Annotated in this window: 30 protein-coding genes; all 30 read right to left on the bottom strand. The window is 53.7% G+C overall.

The genetic code is table 11. From position 1 onward, the window contains the following. Positions 1 to 50 precede the first annotated feature (50 nt). Complete coding sequence (locus tag DQG13_RS19920) at positions 51 to 614, bottom strand: AAA family ATPase (protein WP_113021532.1); 564 nt, start codon at positions 612 to 614, stop codon at positions 51 to 53. Then, positions 611 to 2,149, bottom strand: a complete 1,539-nt coding sequence (locus DQG13_RS19915; RefSeq protein ID WP_113021531.1) for a hypothetical protein — start codon at positions 2,147 to 2,149, stop codon at positions 611 to 613. Before DQG13_RS19915 ends, DQG13_RS19920 begins: the two co-directional genes overlap by 4 nt. Further along, a complete protein-coding gene (locus DQG13_RS31915) occupies positions 2,124 to 2,402 on the bottom strand; it encodes a 3D domain-containing protein (protein WP_181592864.1) in 279 nt (92 codons plus the stop codon). The genes DQG13_RS19915 and DQG13_RS31915 overlap by 26 nt, the downstream gene beginning before the upstream one ends. Positions 2,403 to 2,548: 146 nt before the next feature. After that, on the bottom strand, positions 2,549 to 3,340 hold the full coding sequence (gene thyX, locus DQG13_RS19905; RefSeq protein WP_113021529.1) for an FAD-dependent thymidylate synthase: 792 nt from the start codon (positions 3,338 to 3,340) through the stop codon (positions 2,549 to 2,551). After that, on the bottom strand, positions 3,337 to 3,585 hold the full coding sequence (locus tag DQG13_RS19900) for a hypothetical protein (protein ID WP_113021528.1): 249 nt from the start codon (positions 3,583 to 3,585) through the stop codon (positions 3,337 to 3,339). Before DQG13_RS19900 ends, thyX begins: the two co-directional genes overlap by 4 nt. Further along, complete coding sequence (locus tag DQG13_RS19895) at positions 3,585 to 4,097, bottom strand: dUTP diphosphatase (protein WP_113021527.1); 513 nt, start codon at positions 4,095 to 4,097, stop codon at positions 3,585 to 3,587. The genes DQG13_RS19900 and DQG13_RS19895 overlap by 1 nt, the downstream gene beginning before the upstream one ends. Further along, on the bottom strand, positions 4,098 to 4,244 hold the full coding sequence (locus tag DQG13_RS30895; RefSeq protein ID WP_181592863.1) for a hypothetical protein: 147 nt from the start codon (positions 4,242 to 4,244) through the stop codon (positions 4,098 to 4,100). It lies immediately after the preceding gene. Then, positions 4,245 to 5,198 carry a hypothetical protein gene (locus tag DQG13_RS19890; RefSeq protein WP_113021526.1) on the bottom strand — a complete coding sequence of 318 codons (954 nt, stop codon included), beginning with the start codon at positions 5,196 to 5,198 and terminating at the stop codon, positions 4,245 to 4,247. It abuts the gene before it with no gap. Positions 5,199 to 5,223: 25 nt separating this feature from the next. Beyond that, entirely contained in the window at positions 5,224 to 5,388 is a 165-nt protein-coding gene (locus tag DQG13_RS30890; RefSeq protein ID WP_181592862.1) for a hypothetical protein, read from the bottom strand. A gap of 7 nt (positions 5,389 to 5,395) precedes the next feature. Beyond that, complete coding sequence (locus DQG13_RS19885; RefSeq protein ID WP_113021525.1) at positions 5,396 to 5,722, bottom strand: hypothetical protein; 327 nt, start codon at positions 5,720 to 5,722, stop codon at positions 5,396 to 5,398. Positions 5,723 to 5,748: 26 nt separating this feature from the next. Continuing rightward, the gene (locus DQG13_RS19880) at positions 5,749 to 6,402 is read right to left on the bottom strand and encodes a PhoH family protein (protein WP_113021524.1); all 654 of its coding nucleotides are present in this window, start codon (positions 6,400 to 6,402) and stop codon (positions 5,749 to 5,751) included. 18 nt (positions 6,403 to 6,420) lie between these two features. Beyond that, positions 6,421 to 6,765 (bottom strand): hypothetical protein, encoded by a 345-nt coding sequence (locus DQG13_RS19875; protein WP_113021523.1) that lies wholly within the window; start codon positions 6,763 to 6,765, stop codon positions 6,421 to 6,423. A gap of 313 nt (positions 6,766 to 7,078) precedes the next feature. Beyond that, positions 7,079 to 9,292, bottom strand: a complete 2,214-nt coding sequence (gene nrdJ / locus DQG13_RS19870; RefSeq protein ID WP_113021590.1) for a ribonucleoside-triphosphate reductase, adenosylcobalamin-dependent — start codon at positions 9,290 to 9,292, stop codon at positions 7,079 to 7,081. 59 nt (positions 9,293 to 9,351) lie between these two features. Further along, positions 9,352 to 9,522 carry a hypothetical protein gene (locus DQG13_RS30885; RefSeq protein WP_181592872.1) on the bottom strand — a complete coding sequence of 57 codons (171 nt, stop codon included), beginning with the start codon at positions 9,520 to 9,522 and terminating at the stop codon, positions 9,352 to 9,354. Next, positions 9,519 to 9,719 (bottom strand): hypothetical protein, encoded by a 201-nt coding sequence (locus DQG13_RS19865; protein WP_113021522.1) that lies wholly within the window; start codon positions 9,717 to 9,719, stop codon positions 9,519 to 9,521. Before DQG13_RS19865 ends, DQG13_RS30885 begins: the two co-directional genes overlap by 4 nt. Positions 9,720 to 9,733: 14 nt before the next feature. Then, positions 9,734 to 10,282, bottom strand: a complete 549-nt coding sequence (locus DQG13_RS19860) for a crossover junction endodeoxyribonuclease RuvC (RefSeq protein WP_181592861.1) — start codon at positions 10,280 to 10,282, stop codon at positions 9,734 to 9,736. Continuing rightward, complete coding sequence (locus DQG13_RS30880) at positions 10,227 to 10,589, bottom strand: hypothetical protein (RefSeq protein WP_181592860.1); 363 nt, start codon at positions 10,587 to 10,589, stop codon at positions 10,227 to 10,229. Before DQG13_RS30880 ends, DQG13_RS19860 begins: the two co-directional genes overlap by 56 nt. Beyond that, entirely contained in the window at positions 10,586 to 11,746 is a 1,161-nt protein-coding gene (locus tag DQG13_RS19855) for a hypothetical protein (RefSeq protein ID WP_258525775.1), read from the bottom strand. Before DQG13_RS19855 ends, DQG13_RS30880 begins: the two co-directional genes overlap by 4 nt. Beyond that, positions 11,747 to 11,935, bottom strand: a complete 189-nt coding sequence (locus tag DQG13_RS19850) for a hypothetical protein (RefSeq protein ID WP_113021520.1) — start codon at positions 11,933 to 11,935, stop codon at positions 11,747 to 11,749. Beyond that, complete coding sequence (locus tag DQG13_RS19845) at positions 11,932 to 12,279, bottom strand: hypothetical protein (RefSeq protein WP_113021519.1); 348 nt, start codon at positions 12,277 to 12,279, stop codon at positions 11,932 to 11,934. Before DQG13_RS19845 ends, DQG13_RS19850 begins: the two co-directional genes overlap by 4 nt. Positions 12,280 to 12,579: 300 nt before the next feature. Then, a complete protein-coding gene (locus DQG13_RS19835) occupies positions 12,580 to 14,799 on the bottom strand; it encodes a DNA polymerase (RefSeq protein WP_113021517.1) in 2,220 nt (739 codons plus the stop codon). A gap of 17 nt (positions 14,800 to 14,816) precedes the next feature. Further along, on the bottom strand, positions 14,817 to 16,550 hold the full coding sequence (locus DQG13_RS19830) for a hypothetical protein (protein WP_113021516.1): 1,734 nt from the start codon (positions 16,548 to 16,550) through the stop codon (positions 14,817 to 14,819). A gap of 392 nt (positions 16,551 to 16,942) precedes the next feature. Next, a complete protein-coding gene (locus DQG13_RS19820) occupies positions 16,943 to 17,311 on the bottom strand; it encodes a hypothetical protein (protein WP_113021588.1) in 369 nt (122 codons plus the stop codon). Between the two features lie 60 nt (positions 17,312 to 17,371). Next, the gene (locus tag DQG13_RS19815) at positions 17,372 to 17,716 is read right to left on the bottom strand and encodes a hypothetical protein (protein WP_113021514.1); all 345 of its coding nucleotides are present in this window, start codon (positions 17,714 to 17,716) and stop codon (positions 17,372 to 17,374) included. Between the two features lie 122 nt (positions 17,717 to 17,838). Beyond that, positions 17,839 to 18,648 (bottom strand): hypothetical protein, encoded by an 810-nt coding sequence (locus DQG13_RS19810; RefSeq protein WP_113021513.1) that lies wholly within the window; start codon positions 18,646 to 18,648, stop codon positions 17,839 to 17,841. Between the two features lie 153 nt (positions 18,649 to 18,801). Continuing rightward, complete coding sequence (locus DQG13_RS19805) at positions 18,802 to 19,323, bottom strand: hypothetical protein (protein WP_113021512.1); 522 nt, start codon at positions 19,321 to 19,323, stop codon at positions 18,802 to 18,804. Further along, entirely contained in the window at positions 19,320 to 19,490 is a 171-nt protein-coding gene (locus DQG13_RS30875) for a hypothetical protein (RefSeq protein WP_181592858.1), read from the bottom strand. The genes DQG13_RS19805 and DQG13_RS30875 overlap by 4 nt, the downstream gene beginning before the upstream one ends. A 179-nt stretch (positions 19,491 to 19,669) precedes the next feature. Beyond that, on the bottom strand, positions 19,670 to 20,281 hold the full coding sequence (locus DQG13_RS19800) for a hypothetical protein (RefSeq protein ID WP_113021511.1): 612 nt from the start codon (positions 20,279 to 20,281) through the stop codon (positions 19,670 to 19,672). A gap of 172 nt (positions 20,282 to 20,453) precedes the next feature. Then, positions 20,454 to 21,473: a toprim domain-containing protein gene (locus DQG13_RS19795; protein ID WP_113021510.1), complete on the bottom strand. Its 1,020-nt coding sequence runs from the start codon at positions 21,471 to 21,473 to the stop codon at positions 20,454 to 20,456. Between the two features lie 18 nt (positions 21,474 to 21,491). Then, complete coding sequence (locus DQG13_RS19790; RefSeq protein ID WP_113021509.1) at positions 21,492 to 22,850, bottom strand: DnaB-like helicase C-terminal domain-containing protein; 1,359 nt, start codon at positions 22,848 to 22,850, stop codon at positions 21,492 to 21,494. Positions 22,851 to 23,180: the final 330 nt, after the last annotated feature.

Below are 23,180 nucleotides of genomic sequence, written 5' to 3'. Positions count from 1 at the left end.
TACCCCGCTTCGTATCCGCGTTTATACGCCTCGTATACGTCCATTTTGCGTTATCCTTCCTCTAGCGCTATTGCCGCCATAATCGCGTCAATTTGTTCGCGAAGCGACTCAAATGTTCCGGTATTGTAAACGTCGTAATCAACCGCAAATAAATCGACGTGTTGCTCCGTCTCGTGCGCAAGGCTGGCGGAATCGAACGCATCCCCTTCCGCTAAGGCCCGTTGTCTGCGCAGCTCCTCCGGTGCATTTACGCGGATGATAACGTAGCCTTCCGCACGACAGCGGGAATACTCGTTGGGCTGGCGGATGTCGCTGATTAGCGAACGAAGAATATCTCCGTAGGCGTCGAGAAACATCGCTTCATCCGATATCCTATCAAAACACTTCCGCACCCATATGTCAGGCTCGCGCTGTCTTAACGTCTGCCCCCACCACTGATAAAGTTCGCGGGGCTTCGGAGTTTCCGGAATATCGAACATTTCGTGAGCCGTTCGCTTCAGTTCGTCCCCGAACGCAAACTCCGCATATCCGTATTTCTCCGCAAGATACTGCGCCACTACGCTTTTTCCGGACCGCATCTTACCGCACAGGGCAACGTTAGGGTACGTAGTCATTGCGCATCAGCCTCCGAGTCGTAACGTGCGGAATCGTCGATTACGGCAACCTCTTCCGCCAATGTCCAGATTGTTCCGTCAGAGCGCGATGCTGCGGAGCTGCGGAAGTATAACGCCTGCTTACCGGTCAAGCTACGTTTGAGCGAAGTTACTACTCCGCTGCTTTGCGGAAAGAACGACGCTGCCATACCGGAGGTTGCCGCAACAATATCGCCGACTCTAACGTCACCCTCCGCTGGCTGCGGACATTTAACGTATTCTTGCGGTACTTCGAGGCCCAGCGCTCTCCTTAACGCTATTGCGCGGCCAATGTGCGTATTAAATACGTCGCCTGGCGCACATTTTGCGATTCCTCGCGCTACTACTTTTCCGTTATACCGCCAGCGAGCGATAGCAGCTACCGTACGTTTTTCGCGGTTGATTACGAATTCCACGTCGACTACGCATATTCCGCTGACGTATACAAGTGGCTGCGGATCAGCGTTAATATTCCACGGAGTTTTAACGCCTTCAATATCCGCAATCGCGCGCCGCACAACGTCATCACGTCGGTTGGTTACGGAGCCGGACGCCACTTTTACGTAATCTGCGTCACTACCTCCGCAACCTTTCGCCTCCATTTGCGCTGCAATCTCCGCAAACTGCGCGTCAGTTTCCGCTTTATATTCGTCAAATTCGCGTTGAAGGCGCGAAAGGTTGACAGTTAGCGCCGCTACGACGTCCTCTTGCGATGCGGGCGCGGAGAGGTTGGCGGATGGTTTCGTAATAGGCTCGAGTACACGGTATCGTTCGTGATTTACGCTCCATACTCCGTCCTGATAGTAACGCTTATTTTCTGTAAGATCAGCGGAAACGAAACAGCCGCCACATTCCCGTACTTTTGCGACATCCCCCGCGTTAGAGTAGCGGTCCTTACCATTAAGCGCCCACTCTCCGCTAACGGTAACAATAATCCGCTCTCCCACCGTAGCCTTCCGTTCGACCATGCGGAATCTTTCTCCGTCAATGTGGATTACGTCGGTCGGTGTAAGGACCACGTAAGCGTCCGCATTGAATCCGCAAACATACCTGCCTAACTCCGGATCAAAGACGTCGAGAAAGCGCACCGCCCCGTCATCGTCCGTGCGGGTAACTGTTGCAACGATTCCGTCCGATGCGCCGCGGTACATGTGCATAACCGCATCCCCGACGCTGGCTTTGCGTTTCTCCAGCGTATATTCGCGCTGGATTCCGTTAAGGGACGGGTCAGGGCGGATGAGGACAGAGGATGCCTGCGCAGGGGATTCCGTAGCGTTTACCGCTAATGAGGCTACCGCCTCTGTAACCTCTTCGAGGACTGCGTACTCATTATCCGCAACAACAACGCTGCCTCCGTTGCCGTATTGGCGGTCAATCTGCACTCCGCTTCCGAGCATCCTCGTCACCAACGCCTCGTCTCCGTTTTCGTACGCTCCGTACGTTTCCCACGCGTTTATAATCCGAACCCTCTCGCCAACCTTCGCCTTACGTTTAACCTCGCGGTATTTTACGCTCATATATCGTTTCCTCCTCGTTTTTCGTTATTATCCGCACCTCTACGTTCTGCCGTCCAAACTCGACAGCCCCCGCATATGTCCGATGTAACACGTCAATCCGTTTACCGCGTATCCTCCCGCCTTTATCCGCCGCTATCGCCTCAATTACGCTACCGTCCGCTAACCGTATCTCTAACGCTGTCCCTAGCGGAATCACATCCGGATCGGTTGCGACAATCCTACGTCCGTCTGCGTCCGTGTGCGTTTTTCGCACGTCAGTCCCATCCGCCGTAATACCGATACAGCCGCGACAACGAGCGGTATAGGCCGTAGCTTCATACGTTTGCCACTCGGAGGATTCCGCTGGGACTGACGGAGACGGGACGGTAGGAATTGCGTCTGGTAGTGATAACAGGAGGGCTAAGATTGCGAATAGTAATCGAAGAATAGCTGCGTCCAAGCGTCAATTTTCGTTATTTCTTTGCGGATAGCTTCGGCTAAGTCAGCGATCTCCCATTGGGAGTGCGTTGACTTGTTGCGTTTGGCGTAAAGTTCGAGGATGGCGCGGAGGTTTCCGGTTAATACGAGATTACACGTTGCGGCTTGCGGAAGAACCATGCGCGCGTCTTCGGCCGGTACGCCAGCTTCGCGCAAAACGTCATAATGCGCTTGAAGCGATTGCATAGCGCTTTCGTATACCTCTTCCGCTGACATACCGCCGTTATAGTTGACGTGTTTTCCGTGGAGCGAGCGTGGCGTAACGTAATCGAATCCATGACTACGGTCATTGCTACCGAATTTAACGTAGCGCTGCGATTGTACGCTGAACGAAAGCTGACGGTGGCGGGTGAGTTGCGCCAATAACGCTCGGCTGACGGACTCAACCGCGAAGGTGTACACCACATGTTCGCAGGTTGACGCATGACCAGACCGCATGATGTGGCGGAATAACCGGTCAGATTCCGTTCCGCCTTCGCCATCTGACGCAGATTGACCGAAATACTTAGCGCCTTCTCGCGGAAGGATTTGCGTAGGTGGTAGCGGTGAGTAACACGTACGAATAGCGGTAAGCGCTATGGCCGCGCGTTGATTGCGTCCGTCATCGACGTAAGGATTCCGCATCTGGCGGCATACTCCGACGTCCTTTACGTAATCAAACTGCGAAAGAAATTCGTCTGATAGCGCCGTGTGTGCGATGCAGATAACGTTCAATTTGCGTCCTCCTTTTCCGGAACAATATACGGACACGGTGCGGAGTAGTCCGGACGGGCAACGGATACCTCCGTCACCTCAACCGCAGTAAAGCGGCCGACCTCGAGTTTACTGTCGCGGTAACTCCAATAGCGTCCAATTTTGCGCGCCTCTTCCTCCGCACGTTCGCGCGTCTTATACGTTCGGATTGCGCTGTCCTTGCGGTACAGATTGCCGTCGATAAGGATTACGTAGATATCACGCATTATTCGCTAACCTCCGTTATACTTACGCCAGTGCTACCGAAGCCGCCAGCTCCGCGCTCCGTCTCGCTCAATTCCGCTACCTCAACGAACGTTACCGGTTCATAGCGCTGGATTACGCCTTGTGCGATACGATCGCCTTTGCGAATGATGTACGTCCCCTCGCGATTGGATGAAATGTTCCAGTACGGAGGGTGGCGCAGAAAAACCTTACGACGCGGCCTCGAAACGTTATCGAACAGCATCGCTACTTCCCCGCGATAATCCGCATCGATAACGCCGATACCGTTCGATTGCCGCAGCTTCGTCCTCAACGCGATTCCCGACCGCATCATAACGTACATGACGTATCCCGGCGGTAACTCAAACGACAAGCCCAGCGGAACCTTTACGCTGGTAGCGCCCGGCTCGATAATGACGTCCTCTACCGCTACTAAATCGAAGCCTGCGGATAGTTGCGTTGCATACTTCGGAATCACAGCGTCTGGACTCAGGCGCCTGATTTTAACCTTCAACTACTCCGCCTCCCTTTTATCTGCAATCTCAACGCATATCAACGCCAGCAGACCGTTCGTGTACGCTTCAGCAGCGCTTCCTCCGGCGATCACCGTAATAAAAGCCGCCAATAGTCCGAGGGATGACTTTGCAAATACCTTGCGCAACTACTCCGCCTCCTTTGCGTAGTCAACGTCATAAACTACGTCAGTATCGTCGATTACTGCTACGTCCCGGATATAGTTCCAACCGCTACCAGAGAACGTATCGACGATTAGTCCGTTATCCGCATCAAGGTAGTCGACCGGACGCATTTCTGTTACCGTTCCGATTACGCCAAAATCATTGTCATCGCCAACTCCGCGAACCTTCGCACCAACACGCGGCTCCTCCGGTTTCGGCGCTTGCGTGTACGCAATAGGAACCACTAACCCCAGCGCGCGCCGTAACGCAATCGCCCGACCAATATCCGTATGGAAAACGTCATCTGGCGCGCAGCGAGCGATACCTTTCGCATCAGGCTTGCTTCTGTAACGTGCGAATGTGCGGCTCAAGCCGTTGATCTCGTACACCAACGCGACAACCGTGCGCTTTTCGCGGTTAACGACGAAATCTACGTCATACCAGCGCGCGCGGAAATGCTTGCTACCGCTGAGCATATCGTCGTCACTCCGCCCGATTCGCAGCAACTCCGCAACATCAGCGCTAGCCTGCGCAAGCACATCCGCCCGTGTTAAGGGCTTTGCTGCCGCAATAGTTTCCGCAGGCTTAACGATAGGCTCCGTAACTGGACCGCCAGCCTGCTGGTCAACAGCGTCAAGGTACGCACGAACAGCGGCGGAGTTATCGCGCAGGAATTGCGCAAATAGTTCCGGAAGCTGCGGAACAGATGCGGCAGGCTGCGGAGTAGCTTCCGGAACAGGTTCGAGAACTACGTACTCGCGCAGGAATACGCACGCGGCATCGCCCGCCACGTCTACCCGAACGTCTCCTGCGCCCCAATCAGCCATAACCATAAACTCGTCGCCGTTTTCGTAACGGTGCTCGTTATCAATTCGATTAACAATCTTAATCCGCTCACCTACGCAAGCCTTACGCTTCACTTCGTTATACTTCGCCATGTTCCGCTTCCTCCTCGATTTGTATTTACGCCAGTAGCGCCATTACTACGATTAATCCGACGATACATACGCCGATGGCTGCGCAATCCTCCGCTAACTGTTCCGCTGGCTTCTCCGGCCGGATGCGGTATCCGGTTGCTGTGCGGTCGATGCGAAGGGCTTGCGGAGGTGCTTCGTTAGGCTGCGTCATAGCTGCGCTAACCTCCTTGGTATGCGCACCAACATTCCGCGCACATATCGTTATCCTCCGCGTAAGTACCGCGCTCAACCATAACCTTGAGGCCGCACTCTTCGCACTCGTAAGTCCGGTAATCGTCGTTGTTAACGCGATCCTCCTCCGTTACCAACTCGAACCAGGTTGCGTATGAATCTCCGTCCTCGTCCGGCCGCTTCGTGAACGCTTGAATATCGCCCATGTCATCCGTTAGCGCATAATATGCAAGGCTTTCGCGGGCCTCGTATACACCGCCCAGCGTAAAGCAATCGTCGTCTGCGAGTATGCAGCGCAGTTTAACCGTCTCCATATCCGTCACCCCTTCGCTTATTTACGTCACCACGTTAAGGCATCGGCATGTTGCGCCAGCTTACCGCGGAAATTTACGGTTAATTCGCATACGTTGGCGTACGGCTCATTGCGAAAATGTTCAAGATACGGAATGAATCCGGATTTCTTCGGATCGGGGAGGTCGCATTGTTCCGAGTGGCCTTCGACAATTACGCGGCAATCGTCATGCAAGCGTGTAAGAACCTTCTTCAGCTCGCCGCGTGTGAAGTTCTGCGCCTCCGAAATGATTACCGTTTTCCCCTTTACGTTAGTCCCACGGACATATACGTGAGACTTCGGATACACCCATACGTCTCCGCGTTTCTGAGCCTCTACGTTTTCCTTATCGTATATCACCTTGCGCGGATCTTCGCCAATCTCGTACAGCGCGTCTTCCAGCGGAGTGAAATATACGGATTCCTTCGCCTTCAGATCGCCGGGCAGGAAGCCCATACGCTTCTCTTCTACCGGGGATATTACGTAGACCAGCGGCTTACCAATCATGCGAGCAACCGCGACAGCCAGCGTAGTCTTGCCGGTCCCAGCCTTAGCGTTAACGAACGTAATCTGATTATCGAAAATGGAATCGACGTAGATGCGTTGTTCCTCCGTCATTCTTGCAGCAAATCCGAAGAACATCGAATCTTTCGGTAGCGGCATGTGTCCGTCTCCTTTACGTTAATCTGCGCTTGGCTTGCGTTCTTGAATAACGTAGATTTCTCCGCGGTGGCTTACGATATCCCAGCGTGTAGCGTCGATGATTGCGCCAGGCTTCAGCGTGATTTCGTAGCGCGTTGGTTCGTATTCTCCGGTCTCGTGCGTATAACCGAAGACCAACAGGATTGCACCAAAAACGACAGCCAGAAATAATCCGAAGACTACAGCAGGCCCCTCCAACTCTATCGCCGCCAGGACAAATATAACTACACCTGCGACGAATAGGAACAAAGCAATGAAACCCCATCCGGTAACCTCCGTAATTGGCGCGCCAGCAATCTCGTTCAATACGTTAAATCCGCCCACTCTTGCTCCCCCTTCCGCCTATCCTTATACAGTAATATTACCTACGGCCCTCTTGTTTCGCGCACATTCCGCTTCCCTTACGAAAATATTTTTAAAGAAAGCGGAAGACTCCGATACCACCCGGAACCCTCCGCTAAAGCCATACGCATCTTCTACCTCCGTATCTTTGCTGAATCAGTCCACGTTGCAAATGCGTTCGATATGCGCGCTAATTGCCGCTCATCTGTCTCGTAGATGACGTCTAGTATCCGGTATAGCAGCGGACTCATGCGCATGGGTTTGACGGTTAAAATGCGCGGTATTGGAGCGCTGCTCACCGGATGGGACATACTCCTCCCTCGCATCCATCAGCGCCGTCTAAATCGCTGCCTACGCCGCTCTCGTAACGTTGCAGAATCGCAGGGTCAAACGGAGCCATATCAGCAGCCATCCGCTCGTACTCCGCCTGAGAGATCGCCTCATACGGTGCGAGCTGGTAGGTTCCGCCACCCAACGCGAGGAAGGATACCGCTGTAAATTCGTCCCACTTTTCGTATACAATACGCTCGACTTCCGCCCATTCCTGCGGCCGGACCGTAATCGTATTCGACGAATTATGCTCCGTATAATACCGCTGGAATCGGAAATACGTATCGAGTTGACGCGCTGCGGATACGTCATCCTTCGTTTCAGTTGCGCCAGATGCGATCGGGAAGTCGATGACGTACGTCCGGGCGTTAGCCATGCGCTCGTCGTGCGTATTGCCCGGCGTTCCCACTTCGGGATTAACCGTCCATCCGAGATCGATAACCGCGCGGGCCAGCGGATCAGCGGCGTTGATACGGATACGGCGGATATAATACGGTGAGTGCGACCAGTGAAGACCGCTAGAAACTCCGCCAGCAACTTGCGATATCGTACCCTCCGGCTTAACCGTTGTGACGAGTAATGGCGATGACACGCGGAGTTGTTTGGCGTAGGCGTCCGCTTCCGTCCGCGCAGCGACGCCGAGTTCGTAGAGTAGCGCCTGTTCTTGCGTCTCAACGTAGTTCAACCGTGCGAGAGCGTCCTTTACGCCGGTTAGCGACGTACCGAGGAGGCGATCGCGCTGCTGAACATCGTTCCAATGCGGAATCTCCAACATTGCGAGCGTCATACGCATACCGCAGCGCGCGGATAAGCGTTGGGCTTCCGTTATGCCTTCGCGATCGAGCGTACTATCAGCGTTAACAAATGCGGTCATATTAACGGTGGTCAAATTGCAGACTCCGTACGAGTCCAGCAGGATCTCGGCGCATGGGTTTAAACCTTCCGCGTTCGGACGCCGTCTGCGCGCCTCTTCGAGATTGACGAATCCCGGTTCGCCTTCCGCCTGCATCATCGTGAATATCAGGTTCAGAAATTCGCGCGATGGCTGCGATTCAAATGCGATCGAGTTGTTCGACATACGGCGGTGATGCAGCGGACGGGCATCCGGATTAAACAGCGGAAGTGTTTCGAGAAATTGCGCCTGTTCCGCAAGGCCTAGCGCTCGCGTTTTCGCGATAACGGCGGCGTGTTTATCTGCGTCCCATATACCGTTAAGTCCGTACTTGGCGAAGATACACTCGTAATCGTCCGCGTCGAATAGCGCAATTTCCGCTGTCCGACGCACGCCTCCGACAACTACGTTAGCTCCGATAAGGTTTGCGATATCGAGAATGTGTATCGGGCGCACACGTTGGTACCCGGTAGGGTTTCCGCAGTCATCCGTTTCGTCGTCATGATAGCACGTAAGAACGTCTCCTAACGGAGCGAGTCCGGGTTCAATCCGGTTCTTCAATACGCGGTCGATTCCGTCGAACATTTCGCGGAGAGGAACGTGGCCCGATGCCGTGCCCCCGAAAGTGTTCAAGCGCTCACCGTTGGGGCGTACGGAGTTATACGAAATCTTAACGGTATGAATATGCTCATACGCTGGCTGCGTAAGGATGTCGAGGTATTGGCGTAGTGACTCGACCCAGCCCTCTTTGCTATCGCCTACGTAAATCTTCGCGTACCCGTTTGCCATATCCCGAAGTTGTGTCCGCTCATACCGCGCGGCCTTCGGAACCGGTTCGTATTCCGAATGGAGCAACGTTGTGTTCGTCCGGATAGGCGCGAGTTCGGCCGCAAATTTCTTCGTAATCTTGAATCCGACGCCGGTACCAACGAGCAACAGATAGAACAAATCACCAAGGTCCGCCCACGATCGGATGTTGATAAAGCTGCAATTGAAGTTAGCCAGCGGATACTTCTCGGCAACTCCGCCCTCCGCTCCGCCGACCCACAGTGTCCGTCCGCTTAAGAATTGGCGCAAATGGAACATATTGTCGAATAGCAACTCCGCCTCCTTACGGTGCCACTCGTAATCAACCGGATAGCCGATATTCTCCGTATGCTTAACGCCAAGCTGGACGTTATATTCCGCTGCCCGGCGGACGGTCTCTTTCCACGTTTCACGCCGCCCTTTATCCGCCAGAAACCGCGAATATGTCCGCATGTACACGAATTGGCCGAGCGCATTCATTTCCGCCGGAAACTCCGGATATTTCGCGATAAACTCTTCTGTTAGCAACTGCGTCAAAATTACGCATCTCCCTCGCTGTGGTTTCGTTCGTACTCCAATAATACCGCTACCTTCCGCTTCCTCTCCGCCAGGACTGCGCACAATCGCGTTTCGAGCGAATCAATCTCCCGGTCAATCTGCGCAATGTCCCAGCGGATCATTTCAATAACGCGCTGTTCTAACGCTGTCATGGCGCATTATCTTCTGCCAACGCCCTAGCGTCAAAGCAGCGTTGATTTATTGTGCCGAGTAACGTACGCGCCTGCGCCCACATTTCGCGAGTATCCGGGTCTTCGATGCGCTCAACACCAACGGTCCACTCGATGGCGTATCCGATTCCGTCGTTTTCGATAATGTCCGCCAGTTCTGCGTTACTGAACGTTTTCATCCGCAATCCCTCCGCTAAATATCGATTTTCCCCTCGCGTATTAGCCACGCAAGCACGACCGCGGCCGCATCGCTGTCATCGTTACCCTTCGCCCATACGTAATCGTCCGGTAATCGGAGTATTTTGCGGACGGCATCCGCAACTTCCGCCTTCTCCGCTTTACCGTTTCCAGTTATAATCCGCTTAACCGTCGCCCCGTTAATCTCCGCGTCCACACGCAAGCCGTACGCATTTAGCGCTCGATCAGCCGCAGCCCATGCGGAGAATATCGTCTGCGTAGCGCGCTTATTGCGGCCGGACAGGAAATCTTCGCGGATAATAGCGTCAAAGAGTCGGAATCTGAACGCGTTAGTCGATATGAACGCGGCTACCGCCTCACTCCGAACGGCATCGGAATCGTCCGAAGTGGTTGCGATGGAGCCTGCGTAGATTAGCGTTGGAATCCGGTTGGTGACGTCGATGACCGCGAGTCCCGGCGATAAACTGAGATCGAGGCCAAGAAACCGTTCAGTCTGCGGCTTGCTCCGCTGTGACTTCGTCAGATTGCGCACCTTCTTCCGCAAGCATATCCGGAATGTCCTGCGCTTGTTTGCGGAAAAACGCGTCTGTTTCGCTGTCTTCCGGCGTTTCTGCTTCAATCAGCGCAAGCAGCCGCGTAGCCGATTCGCGAAGTTTCTGGCGCAGCAGTACGAGACATTCCTCGCGGTATACCGTTCCGTCCCCGGCTGCGTCTACGTAATCGTCAATCCTCTGTAACATCTCCGCGCCAATTTCCGCCTCCATCGTATCGACTTCGCTCTGCTTAAGCCCCTCTACAATCTCCGCAAATGCCGCGAATACCACCATTTCCTTCGCAATTTCTGCGTTCATTCTGCGTCACCCTCCCTGCTAAGATAATTCCGCAAATTACGATGATCCGCTTTCCCTGCGAACTGTGACGCAGCCATTTGCGCTTCCACACGCTCCAGCATAGCGCGGTTATCTTCCGTCAGCCTTTCGCGACAATGCGCTCCGTACGCGCAGAATCCGCAGGAACCCGTCATATCAACGGTAACGTCCGGAATCTTGCCTGTACGCTTCGATTCGTACACAAGCGCAGCCTGGCGCGCTAGGTCGGACAGCAGCGCATTCCGCATATCCTCCGTTACCTCGACGTAGAAAGCGCGAATGTCCGGCCGGGGTGCGCCGTTCTCCCACGTCTTCTGCCCCTTCGTAACCGATGCGTTGTCCGTATCGTCGAACCACGCGGGCTTCTGCGTCGATTCGTACGCTATGATTACGCCGTCCAATCCGAAGACTAGTGATTCAGCGGTTACCTGGCGCTTATGATCGTCCTGTGCGCCTTTGTAATCGAGTTTACCGTTCATAGCGCGGAGTCCGGACGCCTTTGTCTTGTATTCAAACAGGATGCGCTTGCCTCCGCTGCTGTTCTCGTAATCGAGGATTCCGTCCGGCTTAGCGGTAATGGCGAACGTAACCAACTCGCCTGTTTCCGGATGCGGATGCGTAAACACTCGCCGGGTTTGCGCAGACTCCTCGAAATACCACTCCGTAACTGTCCGCTTATTCTCCGGGTCATCGTCGATAACTACCGGATGCTCCGCCATACGAAACTTCGCGGCCTTACCGAGTCGCTTCGGCATGTGTACGATGTCGAGCTGAAGGTAATCGACGATAGCCGTACCACTCCGCCGCTGTCGTCCGCGGAACGCTAAGTCATCCGATTTCTCAACCCTGACATTAGCGTTTTTAAACGCAAGCTGGCGGTCACAGAGATTTGTACCGGACGCGCCGAACGTAATCAATCCGTCATCCGGGTACGGGATATAGCGCAAATAGCGGAGTTTCTGTTCGTAATATCTGCGGCTGATAGCGTCGTCGTAAAAGGATGACGCTGGGGAAGTGTAATATGCGTCAAGTTGCGTTAGGAATTCGCGTACTAGCGTATCACCACGCTTCTTACCGAGCGATTGCGCAGCTGACTCCGTTGCAGCTTCGGCTCCAATTCGCGTAAATAACTTCGCCAATTAATCGGCCTCCTTTATAGCGTCGAGCGCTGATTCGAGCGCGCTAACAACCGTATCCCCGCAATTGTGCAACCAGTCTCCTGCTTCCGAAAACCCCATATCACCGTTATCAATCCGGCTAATCACACTGTCTAGACGCTCTATCGCTCGTTTAACCTCCGCGATTACTTTCGCCTTATCCGCGCTCATACTTGCGCCTCCTCTTCGTTTTCCTTCGCAATAACCCGCCAGCCGTACGCGCTGCCCTTCTTCGTCTCCTCGAGCGCAACGTTAGCAATTTTCGTTCCGTCGAGGTATCGGAATATATCCGACATGTATACGGAATAGCGTTTGCCCTCCGCGTCCTGTAGCGTTAGCCCGGCGCTGCTTCGCGAACTAAACCAGTCAACTACGGTCAACTCCGCGAAGTCTATGCGCTTCTTTTCGCGCTGTGCGGAAACTCCCCGGGTGTCACATTCGCCACAGTAGCGATAGTACTTCGTATGCAGATCGCGTCCGCATTTCGGACAAAGGATAACGTTAATTTTCGCCACGTTTACGCCTCCTCTCGCTTCGTAACCACTCGTCAAATCCGCCGTTATCGACGATTACGGGTCTAGCGCTTGTTCCGCTCTCCTCTTCCGCAATCATCCGCTCAATCGTCCGCCCTGGTACGTAGCCCCACCGCTGGACCATTCCCGTTGAGAACGCGAACGCATCTGGCCGCAGGCCCTGGCGGTGACATAGCGTAACATACTCGCGTACATCCCTACGCAGGGCCTCGTAGTCATGCAGTGGGCCATCGTAGGGCTTCGTCTGAAAACGTTCCATACCGCTTCACCTCCGCATATATGTTACGAAATGATTCCGCTGGATTGCGCAAGTTCCTCGTCTTCGTCAAACCACGCGTCAATATCGACTTTCTTAAGCCAGCGCTCCGGGTTAATTTCGACGTCACAACGCACAGGACAGCGCAGCAGAAACGCGTTCTCCATCGTGTGTTGAATGTGTTCCAGCGCTTCCTTCGAGATGTCGCGCGGGCAGTCGAACACCAGCTCGTCATGTACCTGAAGGAGGATATACGAATCGTACAGCGGAAGAACCGGCTCCAAGTCGACAATGGCGCGCTTCAGAATCGTTCCGGCTCCGGCTTGAATCGGAAAATTACCGGCCATACGTTGAGCGCTGAATACACGCCACTTCTCCTTCGCTTTTATGTCCTCATGGAGTCTGCGCTTTCTTCCGGCAAAGTCCGTTACGTACCCGTCCTTCATTACCTTCGCGTGTTGATCGTCCATGTACCGCTTGATTCCCGGATAACCGCGGAAATAGTTGTCGATAATTTCCTGCGCTTCTTGCTTCGTAATTTCCAGCGTATCGGCGAGTTTACCAGCGCCCATTCCGTACACGATTCCGAAGTTAACGATTTTCGCCTGCTTACGGAGTTTCTGACATTCGTGACCCTCCGTGTCCTTCCAGCGCTCGATATCGTCATACGTGTATTTTCCGCGGGAAATTAACGCTGCCGTAGTCGAGTGGATATCGCGACCCTCTCGGAAGGCTTCGATAAGCACCGTCTCATTCGCCATATGCGCCAATACGCGTAACTCAATCTGCGAATAGTCGATCGATACAAGAATGCGGTCGTCTCCGGCGGATAGGAACAGATGGCGGATTTCCGGTCGTTTGGCTGGAATCTGCTGTGTATTTGGGTTATTACAAGTAAACCGTCCCGTCGCAGCTCCCCACGTGTTATGCCACGGATGAATTCGGCCATCGCTCTTTACGTTGTTCGGAAGTTTGGACGTGAACGCCTGACGCAGTTTATCGATTCCGCGGTATTCGAGTAACAACGGAATAACCGGATGCTCACGCTTGATACGCTTCAGGCTGCGAACTCCTGTCGAACCGTTATCGTTATCCGGTAAGCGCAGGTCTTCGTAAAGCTTGCGTTTCAATTGCGCCGGAGAGTTAAGGTTAATCTCCTCGCCCATGTGAACGAATATCTGCCGCCGTAATTCCGCCTCTTCCTCCGCAAACTTAGCGTCAAGCTCCCACGACTTGGCGGAGTCAAACCGGATACCGCGCAGGTCAGCGCGTATGAACGTTCGAGCAACCGGCATCTCTACGTTGAACACCAGCGCGCCAATTTCGTGAAGATCCGGCCGCTTATCGTACCAATCGCAAATCCAGCGGTACAGCTTCAGCGTCTTCTCCGTATCACCAGCGGCGTATGCGAGCGCAACGTCTAGCGGAATCTTGCTGAACGGAGTCTTACCGAAGAGTTGGTCGAAGTTATCGCCAGGCAATCGCAGCCAGTCCGTACACAGATCCTTCAGCCGGTGACTGCGGTTCTCGTCTAACGACATCGCCATAATCCGCGTATCTGCCCGGAGCGTATCGATAAGGTTCACGCCGTACTTTACCGCGAACCATTTGCAGTCAAATGGCGCGTTATGCATGACGTTAGGCTTCGTTTCCAGCAACGGTTTCAAGCGCTCGAACACGCGTTGTTCGGATAACTCCGTCTTTTCTTCGTGGTTCAGCGGAATATAAAACGAATAGTCACGCGTGGAAACGCTAAATCCCGCCATGTTTCCGGACCACGGATCAAGTGCGCCGTCGTTCTCACCGAACGTTTCGCAGTCAATCGCGATAATAGATGCCGCTGAGACCGCGTTAAACGCCGTTTCTAGCGTTTGTTCGTCGCGAACTAATACGTAGTGTGACGGAGTATCCGCGACAAGTCTACGCAGCGTTTCCGCCTTTCTGCTTTCGTGTAAGTCCGCGTACATCCGCAACGCTTCCGCTTTACTAAACCGTTTGCCTGCGCAGATCGAGGATCTTCCGATTTCGCCGCGCTCCATAGCGCTTCTGACGGCTTCTAAGCGCTCGCGGTCGATATCCGTTATCTTCATCGCCAGGATTCGTTTCCACGCGTCCTCAGCCGATTCTGGGGCGGAAGCAGCCCGTTTCCGGACCGCATTCCGCAACACTTCGCCAGAATCCGCATTGACTGCGTCAACTTCCGCCAGTTTAGCGTTTGATGGGCGGAGAGTCTGACGGAGTTCCATGCGCAATCACCCCGTTCCTAGTTTGCGGTACTAGCGCTATTAATTGCGCTGTTGAACAGCGATTCTACCGGCGCAATCAAGCGCAACTCTTTTGGAGTACACCAGTTTCCGCAGACTACGCTTGCCGTGTTGAGGCGCACCCACCCGAGTTGATTCGGCTCTCCAACTACTCCGATGTCTCCCTTTGTGAGCGCATTATATCCGGCTGGTTCCGCAAACTCTGCGATATCCCCCGCCTTAAACTCGCCAACCTTACGGCCAAGTTTCGCCCATGCCGCTTCTTCCGGAGTAACTACGTCCAACTCCGCAGGCTTTCCGTTCCAATCGTTGCTGAACGAAGGCCAGCGAACCCTTACGAGGTCATCGGAGATAATCGTAGTTACTTCGCCAATTTCCGAGTTAGTTACGCCAGCCCTTCCGTAAGAGGTACGTGTTCCCTCCGGAACGTTGATACGGACCTTATCGCCAACCTTCAGCTTCAGTTTCGCAGCCTTTGCGTCTGCCTCTGCTTTCTTACGCTGGGCTTCCGCTACCTCTTCCGGAGTAGCGCGTACGACTTCGGATTCGCGCAGCCAGTTACCTACGCGGCCGGTCGCAACAACTTCGCCTCTATACGGACGTCCGTCGGGATCGTCCTCCGTGATTTTGACGACGTCTCCGATAGCGTAATTGTGATTGCTGGTTGCAGTGACTTTCGCATAATCTCCGACAGTAAGGCGTACGGCTTCCGGCTGCTTGGCGACAGGCTGCGTATCTTCTTGCGGAACAAGTACGACGTAATCCGATTTACTTGCGGAAGGTCCGACGTAGTATTTCTTTCCGTTAGCGAACGTAAGGTGCGCATCTTTCGCTACCCGTCCGGACTCGCCGTCGCAAGTTCCGATCATGCCGGTTGAGAACGCCCAGTAATCCGCAGCCGTTTCCGTAACCAATACGATATCTCCCGCCTTAGCATTCCGCTGCTCAATCGCGTATTCCTTTCCGCCGAGGATGACGGAAGTTACCGGAGTGAGTACGACATACTCGCGGTGAAGTACGCCCGACCGCGCTTCGTTGTCCGCAGAAATTCCGCCCTCTAGCGATTCTTTAACCGTAAGCACATCGCCTTTTCCGTAGCTAAGCGCAATTTGCGGATTTACGATCAAGATGCGTTCACCCGCCGCAGCCTTCCGAGTTTCCTTAACGTACACCTTACCGTCGTGAATGACGTACGGCTCCGGAAGTGTGTCCGGGAGAGTGTCCGCGGTAGTTGCGTTAGGCTGCGGAATAGGCTCGAGGACAACGTATTCGCGCAGGAATACGCACTCTTCCTCTCCGACATTGTCCGTGATATAAACGTCACCGTCCAAATCGACGCGCTCAACTACGAACTCGTCTCCGTTACCGTAATCGGAGTAAGATACACCACTGACGATACGAATCCGCTCTCCAACGTTAGCCCTCCGCTTAACCTCGAGATAAGTAGCGGTTCCTGCCGAAGTCGCACCCGGAGCCGCAACGGATACCTTCGCAAACACCTCGAACTCATCTCCGCAAATGTCGTAACTATCGCCTTCGTCGTCCGTAATCTGCGGATCACCAGCGCAATCGACGCTATCAACTACGTAGTATCCGCCATCCGTCAGGAAACTCACGTCGCTAGCAATCCGGATGATATCGCCAGCCTTAGCGCTCTCATCCGTCTTCACGTACTCCGCGCCATTATACGTAATCTTTTCCGCTACAACGCTAACACCCGTCAACTTCGCCATTTATTCGGTCTCCTCTCGGACCGACGCCGTCCTGCGCCTGCATCCGTTCCTTTGTCCGCTATTACTTCGCCAGTACTTCGTCACTCTACGGTGCCATCCGCCTGCACAACTCCGCAGATATCGTATACGCGCTCTCTTGCGAAGGCATTAGCGCAAGTATCCGAGTGAACGAGACTACCGCTGTCGTCTACGCGCCACACTTCGTCGCCTACGTAAATAGCTTCGCGACACCATGCGCAGGTATCAACCGCTACCGGCTCCGGAATGTCTTCGTCAAATCGCGCGAAGGTATCGAGCCTATCGGACATACGCTGCACCTCCGGTCCAATAGCGCAGTCTGCGGTAAACGTTGCGCATCGCCTCTACTACGTCAACTATCGTTTTCCGTACGCTCATTGCGCAGTCACCCCCGCCGACTCCGCGTATAAGTCGCGATTAAGCGCAATGGACAACTCAACCCATCGCTCACTTGCGCGGGCTTCTGACGCCCAATACTCGCCGCACATGCGATTTTCCAAAATCCACACGCGAGGGATCTCGCCATCTACCGCCCACACGCCGACTACATAGTCCGCCTCGGATCGGTCATATACGGCCCCATTCCCTTTTCGCGCGCAGATTACGAGGTCACCGCCGCGGTCGTCACGCTTGCGTACGCTTTTCACCTGTATCTTCGCGTATTCGCCGTTCAGCGGGTCTTTCGCCAGGATATCGTACGCTTCCGCCGTTTCCGCCTGATGGACGACCCATCCGTTCGCCATAAGCGCAACCCGCGCAACTGCCTCGGAATACGCTCCAACTACGGTACTTACATGCGCCATTTACTCGTCATCCCCTTCATCATCTTCCGCCTGCTCCTGCGCAATGAATCCGACAACCGGCGCTTTATCTCCGCTGCTTTCCGGAGCCTCGCCGACCGCCGCCTGAATATCGAGTGCGAACGTTTCCCCCGTTTGTTCGCGGAGGACTGCGATAAACTCCGCAATATCATACGCGATTCCGCCGAGTTGACCGGACTTCTTCGCATGAACTCCGACGGTTATCGAATGCTGCGGAGATGCAGGCGTTGTGTCGTCGGATTCTTGCGCTAACAACCCCGCCAGTTGCTCCGCGGACATTTCGAGTGTTTCGTGCTGTTCCGGCTTATTGCGGATAACCTTCGCCATTCCCACGCCTCCTTATCGTAATATTGCGCACAGTACCGCAATCGCCGCAGTCCATGACGCTATACAAAACGCCAGGACTGCGAGACATGCGTAACCTCTTGCGGAGAACCGACGTGTGAACATTAGAAGTTCAGCTTCGGTTCTGCGGATGGAGCGTCGGCATCAGACGGAGTATTGGCGGCAGGCTGCGCGGTGGATTGCGTAGAAGGCTGCGCACCAATCGACAGTCCCAAGCGTGCGATATCGAATCCGGCGATAACGAGGTTCTTTATTTGTTCCTCCTCATCCGCTACGTACAGGCACGTTTCAAACGAGTCCATATCGAACGGAGCCTCGCCAATCTTAGCGAAGTTAGCCCGCTCATCCTCCGTCAAATCGCGCTCCATTTTTACAATGGCGGATAACGATACAACTGCATTAGTACCGGAACCCTTCTTCGTCAACTTGAACGCAATAGCGTCGAGGTCATCCACGTTATCCTCAATCGTAGACTTGACCGTCTGCTCCTGTCTAGGGCTGAGGTCAACTACGATGTCCTTCCCGGATGTAAGGTCGAAGAATGCGCGGAGATAGCGTTTCTTACCTCTGTATAAGTACGCTTCGCTCGTTATCGCCTTTACGTCGTCTTCACCTGCTCCGGAATCCTTGGCCGCATCAGCGTCCTTGTAAAGCAGGTCCGCCGCCTTATCCCACACAGACGGGTTCTTTTGCACGTAGCCCTTAGCATTACGCTCCGGCGGATTCTTGGGAACAAACGTGTTAACCTTTCCGTACATGCCGTACCCGTAATACTCTGCTACGTCGTTAATCGACTTTACGCCGACTTTATACGTAGAGCCTGACTTAAACGATACAATCGGACTTTCCTTTGCGCCTCCTTCATCGTTATTTGCTGCCGCTGCCGCCGCGCCAACCTTCGTAAACATTGTCATTCGCATACCGCTTCCCTTCGCTTAAATTTCGAGCCTCTTACCCGCCCGCGAACGCACACATCCGGTCAGCTGCGTCTCAAATTACGTAACTATCGGACATGTGCGTTAGCCAGCGGGCAACTGGCGTTTACCCGCAAAAATGCGCTATCTGCGTTACAAATACGCAGCTAAACTCTTTACCACGCCGTTCTTTGTGCGCCGAGCATCCGCCAACTCAGCGTCCAATTTCGCCACAGAGGCGTTAATCCCGGCGATAATCTCCGTATTGCGCTTGATAACCGCTTTGCTCGGCGTCAACTCCATCCGCAAAGTGCATTGCGCCAGTTCTACGGACAATTTTGCTTTCTCAATACGGATACGACGCTCCTCGGCGCGCTCCTTACGATTAGCGGCGGCAATCTTCCGTTGAATGAGCGCAGTCATTTCGGACTTAATAGCGCCATTAAGCCGCGGCTCGAATACGGTGATTACCTTTTCCTCGTTCGGATCGAGTACGAGAGCAACGCCATCCCCAGCGAACAGCCTGCGTGACTCTCCGTTATCTCCGACAATATCGCAAATGTACCGGGACTTGGCATACGTATTACGCAGCCATTGCGTAGTTAACTCCGGAGGAATGCGGAACCTGGCGGTTGCTCTCTCAGCGGCATGATTCGTAACCTTCAGTGCACTCATGCAACGCGAACCCCCTTCGGAATGCTGCGTAGAGGGACGGAAATGACGTCCGCTAAATCTTCGTATTCTTCCGCGCAGCCTTCGTATAAATACGTTGGGGAAACGTTAACTGGAGTGCCGCGAAATTCCAACCGGGCAACAACGCTTGTATCTTTTGTTATTTTCATGACACACTTCTCCTTATATTTAGGTATATAGACCTATTTTTATTGAAATTTATCCCAAAACTCCTAATTTGCATTGACTTGAGTAGCGCGTCCCGTTATATTAGTTATGGCGGTAACGTTGCTGCGATTGAGAATTACTACCAGGCATAAAACGAGACGCTCATGATATAATGATATTGTTAAGCGAGATACTCGGAGATAGGTCCGTAACGATTGGCGTCGTAGCGTGCCACAATTTTACTCCAAGTCCGTTTAACCACCGTGTGGTGTACGCCAAGCGCTTTGGCGAGCGCGTTGTCGGTTTTATACATCGGGCGGTGTTCTGCAATACGCTTCACTTCTGCGCTTTGGTCGGCGAGGAGAATTGAGATCACTTGGCGGTGGTCTCTTTTCTTTTGTACAACCTCCTCGGGTAGCGGATTGGCGTCCGCAATTGTGTCAAGCAGTGTCATCCCGTCGTCATCGTCCGAGTAAATCGGATCGTCCGGCACCTCACACGTTAGCTTTTTCCGGTTCCGGTTCCGGTAACCTTTGGCGTTGGCGCGCCGAAGGTTATCCGCGAGGAATCCGACGAATCTTCCGATATCCGGATTATAACGGCAGAGGCTATCGCAAAGCGTATCATCAAACGATGCTAGTCGCGTTGCTTTATCGTCGAGATAACGTCCGCTGGCTTTGGCGAGCCAACCGTTGCGCATCGGCGCTAGCGCCTCGTAAATATCGCCGAATACCGCCTTGTCTCCGTTTTGATAGCGGACGACTAAACTATTCAGTTGTTTGGATTCTTCCAATATTATCCCTCCTGAAGGTAGTATTACCTGCCTGCACCTTGTTTCGCGCGTCTTTACAAAACTTTCTTGATTAAATATTTTCAAATTGGGTATAATTATGTTATAGTACAATTATCGTACGCGATCGCGTACTTTTCGGGAGGATTCGGCGTGATTAGTTATGCAATGTCCATTACATCATATCACATAATCCTCCTCGCAACGTTGCAATCGGACGCAATCTACGCAACAGCACCGCTCTCAACGCACCCACTCCGTAAGCCTGCGCATATTCATTCGGATCTTTCACGGATAACGGAACTACCGGTATTGTTGCGAAGCTTATCCGTATATCCTTACGTAGCGCCTCGTATATCTCGTTCCGCCACCGACGCCCCGCCCGGTCGTTGTCGCGGACGATTACGATTTCCTCTAGCGGACTTTGAACGATGAGTCTACGTTTATCCTCCGTAAACGTAGCGCCACCAGTCGCAATAGCCGCCATCCCTGCGCTCATCAGTGTCATAGCGTCAATCTCCGCTTCGACTATACACGCACGTGTTACATTCCTCCGATAGACAATGTCGATTCCGTATAACATCTCGCGGATAGGACGTCCGCCCTTCGTATACCAGAACGTTTTCTCCGCTACCTTCCGAAACTTAACGTTCCCGAGCGTCCCGTCCGCGTTAAACCACGGAATCACCACGGCCTTGCGCTCTGCATCGTATCCAACCCGCATCATCCGCTGCACGTCCGCCGATACGCATCTTCCGGTTAAGTACGGACACGCCTCCGCCCGCTTATAACGTTCGAGCGTTGAAAGCGCTATCGGTCGGTACTCTTGCGCCAAGTTCGGCAGTTTCTTTGTGCGAAGTGGCAGCGCATCATCCTCCGGCTGCTCTCCGTATTTTAGCGCTAGGTATTCCGCAGCCTCAGCGTAGGTTTCGTTACGCAAAAACGCCAGCAGCTTCGTAAAATTGCCGCTACGCCACTCCGGATCATCCGCGGCCGAGTCGGACCAGCATCCGAAATATTCCGAGGATTCATCGGTATCAACGAAGAATGACGGATTCTTATCGTAGCGGAACGGTGATGACGCTTGGAACCGGCGTGGGTTCGTCCAGTTGTCGCGCGTCCAACCGTAATCTTCGAGTTCAGCGCGGACATCAACCGGATAATCAACGTTATGAATGCGGATTGTTCCGGACATTGCGTTACCTCCTCTGCGCTAGAATCCGAGGTCACTCCGGAAATGATCCGCTGACTCCTGCGTAACCAACTCGCGTACGACGCCGTAATTCGGTAGATATACGAGTTCCACGCGCGTATCCTCGCCGCCATTCCGCCCTTTACCGAGTTCGATAACGCCGCGACCCTCGTTATTCAGCGTATCGAGTCCGAATATGTTCGCTGCGTCTTCGAGTATCGCCTTCGATTTCTTCAACTCCGCGCGCTTAGGTGGCCGCAATTCCCGCGTTCCATCCTCCGCCTTCTCGTTCGCATCCTCTTCCGCCTGGGTTACGACATGGATAACGGTTTTAGTCCGCCCGGCTAACCGTTTAAGTTTAACGGAGGTTGCCGCAACGTCTCCGCCAGCTACGCGAGACGTATTCGCTTCGTAGTCCATTAGATAAATCGGATCGATTACGACAACGTCCGCTTTTGTTTCGGTAATGTCCGCCTCAAGATGCGCTACTCCGCGTGTTCCGAAACCTTCGGAATCTGCCGCCCGCAGAATAATCTTTCCCGGAATCTTATCGTTAAGCGTCCGCAGAAACTCCGCAAAGCTCTCCTCGAAGTCCTCCGGAAGCTTACCCATAAGCAGCGCCTTATTTTCGTAGCCGGTTTCGATCTCACCGCCAGCGTATTCGGATCTGAACGTTCCCAACCGCGCACTTATGGACGAATACGCCCGCGCCATCCACTCGTACTCCGACATTTCCAGCGCCCATACGAGTACGGTTGCGCCTTGGAACGCTGGTTCAATCGCGCCGTCCTCCATTACGAGGACGGATTTACCGCGGCCGGATCGCGCATACCAGGCGTACGTATTTCCGCTGAAGTATCCGCCAATCTCACGATTAATCGACGGAAACTTGCTGCGCCAGATGCGGAACGATTTTCCGTCCTTACGCGCTTGAAACTCTGACAAGAATTTGTCCCCAGCTAGCGCCAAGTTTACGCCGATGTCCGTATGCGGCTTCGTCTTCGCGTGAATACGCTCGAGTCCGGAAGCTACTCCGGACAATAGCGCCTGGCTGTCCGCAGCCTCTTCGTACAGCTTCGGAATCTCGTGCTCATACAAATCGCGGAACATCCGCTTGCCTGCGTCATCCTTCAACTTCTTCGTCAAATATTCGTAACTATCCGTCACAGCCGGGACATAGGTGATTCGCGGATTGGCTACGGTAAAGATAGCGTAGGATGGCGCTTGGCCCCGGTTCTCGTCCGCATACGTCCGGATGAAATCGTAGGCTTTGCGCAGCTCCTCCGTCGGGAAGTGATCGCGGTCGATACCGAATCGGACGAAGGCTTGCGGGTCATTGGCGTCAACAATTTTCGATAATAGCGTTTCTGCTACGCTCAATCTCCGTCACCCCCCCCACCACTAAATACTTTGAGAACTCGCGAAAAATATGCAGCATGTTCTTTGCATAATTGAATCGAATCGTTTTTTAATCCTCTAAATTCAGCGTACAAAATAATGCAATCCGTCAATTCCCCACAATGGTCGCACTCCGCCCTTGTTGTCTCCGAAGTTACTTGCACGCCCCTCATCTCCTATCAAACCAACGTATGTCAAAACATCCTGCGGTTTCCGTTACACCATTTACATGCACGCGACGTTCTGGGAAACCTCTCAAGTATACAACGCCGTCATAATTACCTATACATGTTCGTTCAACCACATAATAGG

Origin of the sequence: Paenibacillus sp. YN15, from assembly GCF_003285005.1 — a bacterium.
Classification (GTDB): domain Bacteria; phylum Bacillota; class Bacilli; order Paenibacillales; family NBRC-103111; genus Paenibacillus_AR.
This window is presented reverse-complemented; position numbering and strand designations above follow the sequence as displayed.

Bases quoted from the DNA above. Each gene is read 5' to 3' on its own strand.
- DQG13_RS19920 (WP_113021532.1), bottom strand. From the start codon at position 614: ATGACTACGTACCCTAACGTTGCCCTGTGCGGTAAGATGCGGTCCGGA.
- DQG13_RS19915 (WP_113021531.1), bottom strand. From the start codon at position 2,149: ATGAGCGTAAAATACCGCGAGGTTAAACGTAAGGCGAAGGTTGGCGAG.
- DQG13_RS19900 (WP_113021528.1), bottom strand. From the start codon at position 3,585: ATGCGTGATATCTACGTAATCCTTATCGACGGCAATCTGTACCGCAAG.
- DQG13_RS19890 (WP_113021526.1), bottom strand. From the start codon at position 5,198: ATGGCGAAGTATAACGAAGTGAAGCGTAAGGCTTGCGTAGGTGAGCGG.
- DQG13_RS30890 (WP_181592862.1), bottom strand. From the start codon at position 5,388: ATGACGCAGCCTAACGAAGCACCTCCGCAAGCCCTTCGCATCGACCGC.
- DQG13_RS19885 (WP_113021525.1), bottom strand. From the start codon at position 5,722: ATGGAGACGGTTAAACTGCGCTGCATACTCGCAGACGACGATTGCTTT.
- DQG13_RS19880 (WP_113021524.1), bottom strand. From the start codon at position 6,402: ATGCCGCTACCGAAAGATTCGATGTTCTTCGGATTTGCTGCAAGAATG.
- nrdJ (WP_113021590.1), bottom strand. From the start codon at position 9,292: ATGAATGCGCTCGGCCAATTCGTGTACATGCGGACATATTCGCGGTTT.
- DQG13_RS30885 (WP_181592872.1), bottom strand. From the start codon at position 9,522: ATGACAGCGTTAGAACAGCGCGTTATTGAAATGATCCGCTGGGACATT.
- DQG13_RS19865 (WP_113021522.1), bottom strand. From the start codon at position 9,719: ATGAAAACGTTCAGTAACGCAGAACTGGCGGACATTATCGAAAACGAC.
- DQG13_RS30880 (WP_181592860.1), bottom strand. From the start codon at position 10,589: ATGAACGCAGAAATTGCGAAGGAAATGGTGGTATTCGCGGCATTTGCG.
- DQG13_RS19850 (WP_113021520.1), bottom strand. From the start codon at position 11,935: ATGAGCGCGGATAAGGCGAAAGTAATCGCGGAGGTTAAACGAGCGATA.
- DQG13_RS19835 (WP_113021517.1), bottom strand. From the start codon at position 14,799: ATGGAACTCCGTCAGACTCTCCGCCCATCAAACGCTAAACTGGCGGAA.
- DQG13_RS19830 (WP_113021516.1), bottom strand. From the start codon at position 16,550: ATGGCGAAGTTGACGGGTGTTAGCGTTGTAGCGGAAAAGATTACGTAT.
- DQG13_RS19820 (WP_113021588.1), bottom strand. From the start codon at position 17,311: ATGGCGAACGGATGGGTCGTCCATCAGGCGGAAACGGCGGAAGCGTAC.
- DQG13_RS19815 (WP_113021514.1), bottom strand. From the start codon at position 17,716: ATGGCGAAGGTTATCCGCAATAAGCCGGAACAGCACGAAACACTCGAA.
- DQG13_RS19810 (WP_113021513.1), bottom strand. From the start codon at position 18,648: ATGACAATGTTTACGAAGGTTGGCGCGGCGGCAGCGGCAGCAAATAAC.
- DQG13_RS19805 (WP_113021512.1), bottom strand. From the start codon at position 19,323: ATGAGTGCACTGAAGGTTACGAATCATGCCGCTGAGAGAGCAACCGCC.
- DQG13_RS30875 (WP_181592858.1), bottom strand. From the start codon at position 19,490: ATGAAAATAACAAAAGATACAAGCGTTGTTGCCCGGTTGGAATTTCGC.
- DQG13_RS19795 (WP_113021510.1), bottom strand. From the start codon at position 21,473: ATGTCCGGAACAATCCGCATTCATAACGTTGATTATCCGGTTGATGTC.